This window comes from Patescibacteria group bacterium (assembly GCA_016784145.1).
In the GTDB taxonomy this organism is placed as follows: Bacteria; Patescibacteriota; Patescibacteriia; order UBA2591; family UBA6264; genus BS150m-G65.
On record JADHVF010000001.1, the window covers coordinates 180,493 to 193,582 of the forward strand.

14 protein-coding genes and 1 other annotated feature are annotated in these 13,090 nt (G+C 30.4%); of the genes, 2 read left to right on the forward strand and 12 right to left on the reverse strand.

Going from position 1 to position 13,090, the window contains the following annotated elements; all coding sequences use genetic code 11:
- Positions 1-3 precede the first annotated feature (3 nt).
- From ISS06_00915 to ISS06_00945, 7 genes are all read right to left on the reverse strand, one after another.
- Positions 4-363, reverse strand: coding sequence for a hypothetical protein (locus ISS06_00915; protein ID MBL7053749.1), 360 nt, complete (start codon positions 361-363; stop codon positions 4-6).
- 57 nt (positions 364-420) lie between these two features.
- Entirely contained in the window at positions 421-2,064 is a 1,644-nt protein-coding gene (locus ISS06_00920) for a ribonuclease J (GenBank protein ID MBL7053750.1), read from the reverse strand.
- A gap of 393 nt (positions 2,065-2,457) precedes the next feature.
- Entirely contained in the window at positions 2,458-2,736 is a 279-nt protein-coding gene (locus ISS06_00925; protein MBL7053751.1) for a hypothetical protein, read from the reverse strand.
- An 11-nt stretch (positions 2,737-2,747) separates the two neighbouring features.
- On the reverse strand, positions 2,748-3,023 hold the full coding sequence (locus ISS06_00930) for an acylphosphatase (protein MBL7053752.1): 276 nt from the start codon (positions 3,021-3,023) through the stop codon (positions 2,748-2,750).
- A complete protein-coding gene (locus tag ISS06_00935) occupies positions 2,995-3,561 on the reverse strand; it encodes an MBL fold metallo-hydrolase (protein ID MBL7053753.1) in 567 nt (188 codons plus the stop codon). The genes ISS06_00930 and ISS06_00935 overlap by 29 nt, the downstream gene beginning before the upstream one ends.
- On the reverse strand, positions 3,551-4,363 hold the full coding sequence (locus tag ISS06_00940; protein MBL7053754.1) for a metallophosphoesterase: 813 nt from the start codon (positions 4,361-4,363) through the stop codon (positions 3,551-3,553). Before ISS06_00940 ends, ISS06_00935 begins: the two co-directional genes overlap by 11 nt.
- Positions 4,364-4,417: 54 nt before the next feature.
- Positions 4,418-5,020 (reverse strand): hypothetical protein, encoded by a 603-nt coding sequence (locus ISS06_00945; GenBank protein ID MBL7053755.1) that lies wholly within the window; start codon positions 5,018-5,020, stop codon positions 4,418-4,420.
- Between the two features lie 431 nt (positions 5,021-5,451).
- Here ISS06_00945 and ISS06_00950 point away from each other — a divergent pair, with 431 nt between their 5' ends.
- On the forward strand, positions 5,452-6,639 hold the full coding sequence (locus tag ISS06_00950) for an MFS transporter (protein ID MBL7053756.1): 1,188 nt from the start codon (positions 5,452-5,454) through the stop codon (positions 6,637-6,639).
- An 89-nt stretch (positions 6,640-6,728) separates the two neighbouring features.
- On the opposite strand, the gene ISS06_00955 is transcribed toward ISS06_00950, so the two are convergent.
- Complete coding sequence (locus ISS06_00955; GenBank protein ID MBL7053757.1) at positions 6,729-7,196, reverse strand: hypothetical protein; 468 nt, start codon at positions 7,194-7,196, stop codon at positions 6,729-6,731.
- A gap of 82 nt (positions 7,197-7,278) precedes the next feature.
- On the opposite strand from ISS06_00955, the gene ISS06_00960 reads away from it, so the two are divergent.
- Entirely contained in the window at positions 7,279-9,264 is a 1,986-nt protein-coding gene (locus ISS06_00960; GenBank protein MBL7053758.1) for a hypothetical protein, read from the forward strand.
- Positions 9,265-9,393: 129 nt separating this feature from the next.
- Here ISS06_00960 and rplL read toward each other — a convergent pair whose 3' ends face one another.
- The 4 genes from rplL to argS form a co-directional block, all read right to left on the reverse strand.
- Entirely contained in the window at positions 9,394-9,837 is a 444-nt protein-coding gene (gene rplL, locus ISS06_00965; protein ID MBL7053759.1) for a 50S ribosomal protein L7/L12, read from the reverse strand.
- A gap of 37 nt (positions 9,838-9,874) precedes the next feature.
- Positions 9,875-10,387, reverse strand: a complete 513-nt coding sequence (locus ISS06_00970) for a 50S ribosomal protein L10 (GenBank protein MBL7053760.1) — start codon at positions 10,385-10,387, stop codon at positions 9,875-9,877.
- 11 nt (positions 10,388-10,398) lie between these two features.
- Positions 10,399-10,527, reverse strand: a sequence feature (ribosomal protein L10 leader region).
- 34 nt (positions 10,528-10,561) lie between these two features.
- Positions 10,562-11,251: a UMP kinase gene (locus ISS06_00975; GenBank protein ID MBL7053761.1), complete on the reverse strand. Its 690-nt coding sequence runs from the start codon at positions 11,249-11,251 to the stop codon at positions 10,562-10,564.
- 93 nt (positions 11,252-11,344) lie between these two features.
- Positions 11,345-13,084 carry an arginine--tRNA ligase gene (argS, locus tag ISS06_00980; GenBank protein ID MBL7053762.1) on the reverse strand — a complete coding sequence of 580 codons (1,740 nt, stop codon included), beginning with the start codon at positions 13,082-13,084 and terminating at the stop codon, positions 11,345-11,347.
- Positions 13,085-13,090 lie beyond the last annotated feature (6 nt).

Consider the following 13,090-nt stretch of genomic DNA (forward strand, 5'->3'; position numbering starts at 1 on the left):
ATTTTATAAGTTTACTTTTTTAGAGAAACCATATACTATTGGGATTTTCCATTTTTTACCAGAAATGGCGTGAGCAAAAGCAACCACAGAAAGCACTAAACATAATATCCACCCCAAAAAACCAATTACCCAACCAATAAATGGGATTATCCAAATCAGCGTAAAGACTATCTCTGCTAAAAATAAAACCACGCCTTGCCTCAGATGAAAGCGAACATATTCACTTTTTGGTTTGATAGCCAAGACACCTATGGCCAAGACACCTAAATAAGAAAACCCTGCTATAATTTTAGAAGTATGTTTTGGTTTTTTAATTGCTTCAACCACTCCTTCTATTTTTTCTACAATTTTTTCTGTTTCCATAATTTTATTTTATTAAAAAAAATAATTATTTAACTTTATTATACCAATTAAAATATATTAAACAATAATAACAAGTGGTTTTTTGCCTGTTTTGTTTAATATAAAATCACTTAAACTTAAAGCTATTTTTTCTTTTGACTTTTTGTCTGTGCCATGTTTCTTTGTGAGCGCATTAGCTTTTTGTTTTGTTTCCATTATTATTTGCTTGTCTGCCGACAAACCAAGAAAGTTAACCTTAACATTACGCGAATTTTTCTTTTTTCCATAAGAGATTGAAACAATACAAATGCCTGCCTCTGCCATGATTTTGCGTTGCTTTATTATTTCAGGACTTATAATCTTAATGTTTTTCCCTTCCACAACCGGAGATGTTAACGAAATTTCCTTGCTTAATATTCTGGCATTTTTAATTTCATCTATTTCAAAAATACTGCCATTTTTAAGCATAAAACAATTTGATTCCCTGATATTGTTTTGTTTAGCTAATTTAATATGAGTTGACCTCATATATGGTTCTCCGTGAACTGGAATAAAAAAATTTGGCCTAATAATTTTCAACATTTTTGATAAATCCTTACCAAAAGCATGTCCTGAACTATGAACACCTAATCCTAACATTCTTCTATAGATTATTTCTGCTCCCTGAGAAACTAATCCGTTGATAACCCTGTGAACAGATAATTCATTGCCTGGAATGGTTGAAGATGAGAAAACAACTGTATCTCCTTTTTTTATTCGCACTAACCTGTGTTCTCCTCTGGCAATATTTGACATGGCTGACCTTTCTTCGCCTTGCGCTCCCGTAGCTAGAATTAGCAAGTTTTTATCAGGAATACTTTTAATATCCTTAACTTCTTTTATTAGTCCATTGGGAATCTTTAAAAACCCTAATCTTTCCGCAATGACAATACTTTTTTTAATTGAAAATCCAACTACAACTATTTTTCTATTGTATTTTTTACAGGATTCAATTACCTGAGAAATGCGACTTATCAAAGTTGAAAAAGTTGTAAAAATTATCCTTGATTTTGACTGTTGAACAATTGAATCAATTACTCTGCCAACTTCTTTTTCAGGAGTGGTTGTGCCATCTATATTTGCATTAGTACTATCTGCCATATATAAATCAACTCCCTGCCTACTAATTTGCTTTAATCTTTTCATATTCATTGGTGTTTGATCAGCTGGGTTTTTATCTAGCTTAAAATCACCTGTATGAAAAATACTAATAAATTTTGTTTTTATAATCAAGGCAAAACTATCTGGAATATTATGGACAACATGAAATGGTGTAATTTCAAAAGACCCCAATGAGAATGATTGGTCATCAAGAATCTCAACCAAATTAACATTATCTATTTTAAATTCTTTTAAATAAAATCTTATGAAGCCAATCGCTAATTTGCTAGCATATATTTTTGGATTGCCTATTTCTTTTATTAAGTGATGAATTGCCCCAATGTGATCCAAGTGGCCATGGGTTATTACCAACCCCTTAATTCGTTTTTTGTTTTTTCTTAAATAACTTATATCTGGCAGAATATAATCCACCCCTGGCATATCAGGGCCTGGAAAATCCAATCCCATGTCAACTACAACAATATCTCCAGGGACATTGTTTTCTTTTATCTGCTCAAAAACAGTACAATTCTTGCCAACTTCTTCCAATCCTCCGATTGGAATTATTCTTAATTTTTCCATAACATATCCTCATTTTTATTTTATTTACTCTGTTTACTCTATTGTTTGCTCTATTTTATTTTACTTAGGGGCAAGGCCCCTAAGTGATTGATTTGTACTCTACTTAGGGGCAAGGCCGCTAAGTGAGATTCTTGATTACTAATTATTGATTATTGATTACTAATTATTGATTACTGATTATTGATTACTGATTATTGATTATTGATTCTTGATTATTGATTACTAATTATTGATTATTGATTATTGATTATTGATTACTAATTATTGATTATTGATTACTGATTATTGATTATTGATTACTGATTATTGATTACTACTCTACTTAGGGGCAAGGCCCCTAAGTGAGGTAAAAGCCACTAAGGGATGTAATTCAGGAGAATTTTAAGAGTAGGACTAGGATTTTTTGAAAGAGATGGTGGATTTTTTTAAAGCAATTTTATAAATATTCTCTATAAAATCTCCACCAGCATAACCAACTATTAAAGAAACCATGGCGGTTGATTTGAATATATAAGCTGCAAACATCCCAATAAATCCAGACAAAAATGTCATTGTTAAAAAATAAAATAAATCAAACTTTACATTTTTATATGAAAATTGGTGTTTTATAAAACCAACTAATCCCCTGATTACTCCTCCGCAAAAGCCTGCGATTAAAATTTGCCATTCCATAATTTTTATTTTTAATATTTAATACTAAAATTTTTAAAATTAACTAATTCATTCTCCCAATCAACTTCAAAATTATCTATTTTAGCAGCCCCCAGCCCTTGATTAATTAATTGAATCAATTGCTTGATATTTTGTTCTGGTCCTTGTACTTTTACTTTAACCGACCCATCTAACTCATTTTTTACCCAACCAACCAGCCCCAGCTTTAAAGCTAATTTTTGAATATTTAAGCGAAGAAAAACTCCTTGCACAATTCCTCTAAATATAATCACTGATTGTTTGTTCATTTTTTTTATACTTAAATGGCACACCATGGCCAGGATAAATCATCATATCTTGCCTTAAGATTAATTCCAAATATCTAAGCGACTTTTTCAGGGATTGTTCATCTCCACCTGGCAAATCAAATCTGCCATAGCCATATTCAAACAAAGTATCACCCGTAAAAATAAAGTCATCTCCTAACAAGCAAATGCTTCCCAAAGTATGACCCGGAGTATGGATTATTTTTAAAGACTGACTCCCAATTGTGATGATTTCATCATTTTTTAAAAACCTGTCTACATTAAAATCAATAAAATCTTTTTCTTGTTGATGAATTAAAACATCTGCTCCAGTAGCTTGTTTTACTTCATCACTTTTCAAAGTGTGATCAAAGTGATAATGAGTATGAATAATCTGTTTCAATGATTTGCCAGTTTTATTAATCTCATCCAAAATCCTCTTTGTTTCATCCCCTGGGTCAATAACAATTAATTCATTGCCAGATGAAAATAAATAACAATTTGCTTCAAAGCTCCCTACGACTAATGTTTTAATTTTCATTTTTTAATTTAATTATAGTTATTTCAGGCGAACAATTAAACCTAATAGGCAAGGCAGCCTCTCCAATACCCTGATTAACATATAGAAACATTTTTTTGACTATAAATAATCCCCTATCATATTTGCTTCGATATATGCTTGGTATCCAAAAACTGGGCACAAATGGAATTCTCACTTGTCCACCATGCGTATGCCCTGTCAAAATCAAATCCACTTGTTTAGATTTAATGTCTCTAAGTATTTCAGGAGAATGTGCTAAAAGTATTTTAACTGCCTGCTTGCTAATGCCTTGGCTAGCCAATTGAAAATCGTCATGCCTGGTATGTGGGTCATCAACCCCAATCAACCAAATGGATTTATGTTTTTGCTTTAACTCCCTATTGTTATTAATTAAAACATCTATCCCTGTTTTTTTTAATGTCTGTATAAATAAATGGACATTAATTGAGGTATTGGCATGAGAGTGATTTCCTAGTACGCAAAAAACTTTATATTGATGTTGCTTTGCTAATCTCTGCCAAAAAGGAATAATTTCTTCCAAATGCCTTGTTTTATAATCAATAATATCTCCTGTAATAAAAATATAATCTGGAGATATCTTTTTTAATCTTTTTAATAATTTTTTTTCTTTTCTGCCAAATCTTTTAGAATGTAAGTCACTAATTTGAACAAGTCTTGTATTAGCAAATGAATCTGGTAGATTTTTTATAGTTATTGATATTTTTTTATTTTTAAAATTATATGGCTCAAATATAAGAACATAATATAATAAAAAAAATAAAATCAATATGAATAGTATCATACTTGTTTAGTTTAACAAAAATATACTATTTTATCAAGAAACACCCTGTAGTTTCTACAGGGTGTTTGTTTGTTTTTGCCATGGCTTGCGTTTCTTCAAGGATTGATATTGTGGTTTGCCTTGTTCTGCAAGTTGTTGTCTGTATTTTGTTCTTTGCTTTCTATTTTTTTTCACATAAGCCAATGCTTTTGGTGGCAACCCATAATCCCAGCTCAACCAAACTGGCTGATTATCTTTATGTTCTGATTTATTGCAACAAGACCAATAACGAGATTTTATTCCTTTTGATTTGGCAATGTTCATAAATTTATTACATTGCAAACAAATAGGTCTATGTTTAATCTTGTACATTGCAATCCAGGCCTGTCTTAAAAATGTCACCACAAAATTCTTGGTCCTATGGATTGGATGTGAAAAATAAAGAGCATTATCTTGCTTTGAAATAACTATCCAAGCAGCATCAGACTCACGAGCTTTTTGCTCTATCATCATCCAAGTTGTCCAAGCAGTTACTTCAAGTCCATTTTTAGCAAATACAAAACCAACTTCTCTGCCTGGCCTAGAACGTGGAGCCCTTAATCTCAACCGTCTAAATGTCTGTTGAAACTCTTTAACTCCTATTTGTCTAAATCCCCATGACCTAAACTGCTGTTGCATAAACTCAAAATCACTTCTATTTGGTAATACTTGTTTTGGCAATTTTAGCCTCCTTTTTTAATTGTTTTCTAAAAAGAACTGTTTCCATGATAGCAAAAAAGGGCTTGTTAGTCAATCATGATGTAACAAAAGGATATCAATTTCGTCAAAATAGATATAAGTAAAAAATATTATGAATAATAACAATCAAAAACACTATAAATGTTCTTGGAGGAATACAATGATTATGGGTAAATCCAATAATGCATACCCATTTTTATTTGTTATGGATAAAAAACAAAACTCAGGAGCATTTTTAAATTTTTGGAAAAAATTAAAGAAATTGAAAACTCGTTATTAGTAAAAATTTAAAAATAAAATTAAACCACCCCTGAGTCTAAAAACTCAGGGGTTTTAAATAACATAATAAACTAAAAAAAAGGAGGCCAATTATGGCTAATCAAACTATCAAAACATACCTATTAATCACAGCTGCATCAGAATTGTTGATAGGATTGCATGCTGCAATCTATGTCACTTACTTAATGAGTAATGATTTGAGCTTATTACAAGTAAGTTTAGTCAACTTTTTCTTCATGCTGTCTGTCTTTGTTCTTGAAATACCAACCGGCGCGATTGCTGATATATTTGGAAGGAAATTTTCTTTTGTTCTTTCAAATATTATCTGTGGAGCAGGCTTTCTAGTATATAGCCTATCTGAAAGTTTCACTGGATTTGTTGCATCTGAAATCATCATAGCGTTAGGATTGGTGCTATCATCAGGAGCATTTAAGGCTTGGATGGTGGATTCCCTCAATTTTTATCAATGGGAAGGCAAGTTGATAAATGTATTCAAGCTTGAAGGAAGAATTGGCAGCATCGCTAGTATGGCTGGTGGATTAATCGGAGCATATCTTGGCGTGCAAAACCTGGCAATGCCGTTTGCAATTGCTGGAACAGGTTTTCTCATTTTAGCTATCACTACCTTTGCGTTAGTAAAAGAAGAATACTTTGTTCACAAGAAAAGGAAAGATATAAATCTCTGGAATAATATCAGGCAAATCTCGAGCGCTAGCATAAAATACGGGCTAAAACACCAAGTCGTGTTCTTGATAGTTAGTGTGACAGTTGTTTTCACTCTAGGATTTCAAGCATTAAACATGTACTGGCAACCTTGGTTTACCCCTCATATCTCAGGCAGTCAATATCTTGGCTATATCTGGGTTGGCATAATTTTCTGTAAGATGCTTGGAATAGAAATGGTTGGTTATTTTGAAAAAAGAGTTCCAAATTTTAAGATAGGGTATCTTGTTATCGGAACAAGCGTTGGCACGATGATTATGTTGTCAGCCATACCTTTTCTCAAAATATCAATAATAGCCTTTATCTTACATGAAGTAATAAGAGGGTTATCACAGCCATACACAAATACAATGATTCAAGAGAACATAACCTCGTCAGCCAATCGAGCCACCATTGATTCCTTTATTTCAATGATGAGAACTGGGGCGGCTGGAATTGGACTACTCTTAGCTGGAATCTTGTCCAATGCTTATGGAATCAGCATCACTTGGATGATATCTGGAATAATCATAATTGTATTAACGCCTGTTGCCATGATAATAAACGGCCATGACTAATAGAAAAAGTCCGTCTGCAAAATGACGGACTTTTTTTATTCAATTTTTATTTCCCCTTCTACTGAGAAACAGGGGCTCTTAATTCCTTGTCAATCCTCTGCTATTTTTTTTGGTTTAGTAATATTTGGTTCTTTGCCATAAAACGGCAAAACCTGTTTAAGAGGTTTGGTTTTTAAGAACTTAGCAATCCCCTTTTCAAATAAATCAACATTTATCTGCCTAATCTCATTACTTGGCAGTTGAGCCCCCAAGTGAGATGAGTGGGGATACGGGGGCAAACTGACTCCAATGGCAGGGATATTCAATGTCCATGACAAAGTATTCGCAATTGCTAAAGCAACCCTAATTCCAGAAAAAGAACCAGGGCCATTAACAACCACAATCCCCTGTAGAGATTTTATTTTTATATTATTTTTCTCCAAAATTTTATTTATATTAATTAAAATATTCTCATTTCTGTTGCCAGGATTATTAGAAAATAACCAAGTAATAGCATCTTTGACTTTAATCCCTATAAATGTTTTTTGATTAGCTAGATTGTTTATAAACAAATACATAAATTTTATTTACAGATTTATTATTTTATATTATAATAATAAAGAATAATATTGGCAACTTTTTAATTAATTATAAAAATTTATGACTGATAAAATCAGTACTGAAAAAATTTGTTTTTCAAACCCGAAAGAATCAAATGTTTATTCTAAAATTTATGCTGTTAAGCCAGGTGAAAAATTTTTAAAAGAATTTGGCCAATTGATGATAATCTTTGATTTTGGGTTTAAGAAAGAAGTGAATGACAAAATAGTTGACAACCTTAAAAATTGGATTGGGAATTTTACTATTTTTGCTCAAGATAGTTTTTATAAAAAAGAAAAAATTAAAAAAGAAACAGAAGAAAATTTTGAAAATTTTCTACAAAAAATAAATAATTGGATGATTGAAGAAAAATCAGAATATGGAAAGTTTTTTGATGAATACATAGATGATATCAATATTAAAATAGCTTTATTAACTGAAAAAAATATTTACTTCAGTCAAGTTGGAGAAATCCAAGCACATATAATTCAAGACCAAGCAATTCAAAAAATATCAGCCAGCAAAAATAAATCTAACAAATTCTCAGATATTGTTAGTGGAGAAATAGACAAGGATTCTGTCTTGATATTTAATACAAAAAACTTATTTGATTATTTTTCAAAAGAAAAAATAATACAAATAATAGAAACAACTCCCGTGAAAAAAATTGGCAATGCTATAAAAAAATTACTAGCAAACAATGATAGTTATAAAAATAATTTAGCCTGCCTAATCTTGTCTAATCAAAAAAAGATAACTGCTCTCCCTCAATCAAAGGTCTCAAAAAAAACTACTATAATGCAAGTCGAATCTGAAACTAAAGATAAATATTTTAAAAAAGAAAAAGATAATCAACCAACTAAAATGAAACTTGAAATTAAAAAAGGCAAACCAAAATCAAGCATTATTCACAAAATACTCTTTCTGATTTTAATAATTTTAGCAATCCTCTTCATCAGCAGTGTTGTAAAATTAACCAAACAAGAAATTGACCAAAACAAGAATAAAGAATATCAAACAGCTAGTGATAATTTTTATAAAAAAATAAAAGCTCTTGACATGGCAATTGCCTTTAAAGATAAAAACAAAACAATTAAAATATTTTCCGAAATCAAAGAGATATTAAACATTTTCCCTAAACAAACAAACGAGCAGATTCAAACCTATAAATTATTAAACTCTGAATATTTTAAAAAAAGAAATAAATTCTACAAAATAAAAACAATCACAGAACCAAATCTTTTATTTGACCTGTCTGAAATAGACACAAACATACAAGCTGATGGGTGGACAAACATTGGAGATGATTTTTATATTTTTAATTCATTAAATAATTACATTTATACTTTTAACATATCATCAAATGAATCTGAAATATTAAATAATTCATCTTCTAATATAGGTAGAATAAAAAAAATACTATCATTTGATAGTGATAATTTAATAGGAATTACACAAACTAATGACTTGATTAATTTTAATATAATAGACAAAGAAATAACATCATTAAAATTAAAATCAAACAAGAAACTAATGGAATTCAACGACATTTGTATATATAATGATCGTCTTTATGCATTAAATTCTTCAAACAATCAAATCTATAAATATTCAAAAACAATTGATGGTTTTGATAAAGAAGAAAAATGGATAAAGGATGAATCATCCGTATCTAATGGACTAAATATTTCAATTGATGGCAATATTTATGTCTTGTTAAAAAATGGCGAAATTATTAAATTTTTCAGAAACAAAGAAGCACAATTTAACCAAACAAGAATAGAGCCATTAATTTCTTCTATTGACCCTGGTATAATGAATAAAAATGGTGACAAAATTAAGCTATATTCTGATGCTGACATTGATAACATATATCTTTTAGATGGAAAGACAAAGCGTCTGATTATTTTTGATAAACAAGGAAAATCAAAGCAGCAACTTTATTTCCCTCAGTTTAATAATCTGAAAGATTTTATTATAAGTAAAAATGAACAAAAAGCTTGGCTTTTAAACGCCAACAAGATATTTGAAATAAATCTGGAATAAATACTAATAGTCAAAATTAGAAATTACCACCAAATTCCAAGAAACAAGATACAAACAAATATCAACAAATAAATTCCAAATAAAATAACCAAGATTATTACATCTTGGTTATTGTTTATTTACTGTATTCTACTTTAAAGCAACCTTGGCGCCAGCCTTTTCTAAAGTTTCTTTCATTTTATCAGCATCTTCCTTGTTGGCTCCTTCTTTCACAACTGCTGGAACATTGTCTGTTAAATCTTTAGCTTCTTTTAACCCAATTGAAACAAACTCTCTAATTGCCTTAATAACTGAAATTTTACTCTCTCCCACTTCTATTAATTCAACATTAAAACTTGTTTGCTCTTCTTTGTCATCTTCTTCTCCTACTGCAGCCACTGCTGGTCCTGCCATTGCTACTGGAGCTTGAGCAGAAACATTAAATTTTTCTTCCAAAATTTTTACTAATTCTGACAAATCAATTGCACTCATTTTCTCAATTTCTTCAACAATGCTTTTAAATTTACTAGGAATTTTTACTTTTTTAGTTTCTTTTGATTCTTCTTTTTTTTCTTGTTTTTTTTCGTCTGCCATAATATTTTTTTTATTATTTAATTAATATTAATTATATTTAATTTTTTATAGATGATAGCACATAAACCAGATTTCTCATATTGCCATTTAATACAGAAGCAAACCCTCTAACAGGGGCTTGTATTATGTTTGCTAATTGTGATAACAAAATTTCCTTGGTCGGAATACTGGCCAATTCTTTAATTTTAGCCACATCAACCAACTCTGAGTTAAATACACCTCCATGAATATTCAATGATTTATACTTTTTAGAAAGATTAATAGCTGCTCTAGCCGGCTCTATTTCATCTTCATTGTTCAAGATAATGCCAAAACCACCGTTAATTTCTTTTAAGTTAACATCAAGCCCTATCCTCTTAATTGCTTTTTGTAAAAGTGTTTTTTTTGTTACCAAATATTCACAAGAACTATTTTTTAACAATTGTCTCAAATTATTAATATCATTTGCCTTTATTCCATAATAATCAATTAAAACAAAATTTTTTGTCTTATTTAATTTGTCTTCCAATTCTTTAATAATACCTGCTTTTTGTTGTATTGTTTTTGCCATAAAAATTATAATTAATAATTTAAAAAATCTGCGCAATCGCAGACCCAAAAAATAAAATAAAATATTTTTGTTTGTCTAGGGAGGCATTTAATTAAGCTTTAACAAGCGCCCACTGTCTACGACTAATATAATTTTAAAATAATTAAATTTATTTGTCAAATATTTTCTCCACAACTATTCTATGATTGTTCCTTTAAATTGATTGCCTTGTAAATAATTTTTGAAATTATTGATTTTCTGGCCATTTAAAATAATAACCCTTAAGCCGAGCTGCTGAGCAATTTTTGAAGCCAACGGACCAAATGGAGCTGATTTCCTTGGCGACCACTTTGTCCCAACAATTTTCAAAAAATCCGTCCAGTTAATATTTCTAATTGGCTTGGCCTGCTTATATTTATCTGGGTCTTTATCATAAACAAAGTCAATATCACTTAAATTAATAATCTCCTTTGCCTTGAAACTATCTGCCCATAAAACAGCATCTTTGTCAGTCGAACAACCTGGTTTCCAGCCACAAGCAATTACTAATGGCTTTGAAATCCTGGATGGCAATGAACTTGGGTCGCTTAAAACATCTTTATAAGCATGTTTAGCCAAAAGAACTCTGACTAATTCTGCGTTTACTCTAGTAGAAGCAATTCCCAACCAATCCAAGTCAATGTTCTTTGGTTTGGTTATTTTTCTTGCCGCAGCATTATATTTTCTACTAGTATTCCCTCCTCCAACAATGATGACAATTTTATATCCCTGGCTTAATAATCCTAAAATGAATTTCCTAAATTTTTTCAAAAAACTAACATCAATATCTCCTGGCACAACCAAAGACCCTCCTAAAGACAAAATTATTCTTTTTTTATTTTCCATAATTATATATTAATTGTCTTAACAATTTTTATTAAGATTGTTAGGGGGTGGACCTAACAAGGACTAATAAGGAGGTAAATGGGTGGGAGATGGTTACATTTTTTCTAAAGTGTCTATGCCCAGCAAAATTAACCCTTTTTTAATAACATGTGCTACGGCCAAGATTAACTCTATCCGCGCTTTTTTTACTTCAAATCCTGCTTTTAATACTTTATGCTGATGATAAAACTCGTTAAACTTTTGTGATATTTTTAATAAATAATTTGCCAAAATGCCTGTATTATGTTCTTGTCTTGCTTTAGCAATAGTATCTTCAAATAAAGATAATAATTTTAATAATTCTATTTCTTGTTTGTTTTTTAATAAAGAATAATCAATTTTTTTCATTATTTCTTCATCAGCTGGTTTATCTTTTCTGATTATTGATTTTATTCTAGCATAAGTGTATAAGACATATGGTCCGGTGTCACCTTCAAAAGAAATTGATTCTACTGGATTAAAATTAACACTATGTTTGGGCGAAAACTTAAGAAAGAAAAATTTTAAAGCTGCCAGAGCAATTTTGTCTGCTCTTTTAGAAACATCTATCGGCGTGATATCAGGATTTCTTTTCAAAACCTCTGTCTTGGCCAGTTGGTTCATTTTATCAATAATATCATCAGCATCAATCACAATCCCTTGCCTTGATTTCATTTTGCCTTCTGGCAAAAAAACCATGCCATAAGAAAGATGCTCGCAATCTTGAGCCCACTTAAATCCAAATATTTCTAAAACTCTAAATAAAACTTTAAAATAATAATCTTGTTCTGAAGCAACCACATAAATTGACTTATGAGGAGTAAAATCCTTGTATTTTTTTTGAGCCAAAGCAATGTCTTGCGTCAAATAAACAGTTGTCTGGTTCGGTCTTATCAAGACCTTTTTGTCAAGATTATCTTTTATCAAGTCTATTTCAATTGCCTTGTCCTCTCGCTGATAACAAAGTCCTTTTTTTAATGCTTTTAAAATAGTTTGTCTTCCTAATTTATAAATATCACTTTCAAAATACCATTTATCAAAACTTACTCCAATTCTTTGATATGTTTCTTTAATACCATCCAAAGCCCATTTATTCATTTTTTGCCATAATAATATAATTCTCTGGTCCCCTGCCTCCCATTTTTCAAGTATTTCCTGTGCCTGATCTAATAATTCTGGATTTTTAATAGCCATTTTTTCAAATAAAGCATAATATTTTCCCACAAAATGATCGCCTTTTGTTTTAGTTGATTCAGGGGTTTTGTTTTCCCCCCAATTATCATAAGCAAGCATTGATTTACAAATATGTATCCCCCTGTCATTAATCAAGTTAATTTTAACAACATCATAACCAGTAGCAAAATAAAAATTAGCCATTGCCATGCCAATGAAATTATTCCTTAAATGCCCTAAGTGTTGCGGTTTATTAGTATTGGGGGCTGAATACTCAATTAAAATCCTCCTGTCTTTGCCTACTTTGGCATTACCAAATTTTTGCTTAGCCTTGTTGATGGCCTGAACAGTCAACTTAAACCATTTTTCTTTATCAATAAAAAAATTCAAATAAGGCCCCTTGTTTTCAGTCCTAATTAAAAGTGTCTTTTTATTTGCTTTAATTTGCTTGTTTATTTTTAATGACAAATCTGCTGCACATTTTGCTGGTGACTTCTTGATAATTTTTGCCAAAACAAAACAAGATAAACAAATATCCCCCAAATTAATATCAGGGGGAATTTCAAACTTATATTCAAAATTACTTGGCAGGGCCAATGATTTTTTTATAATACTAATAATGTCTTGCTTGATTTCATTCATTTTAAT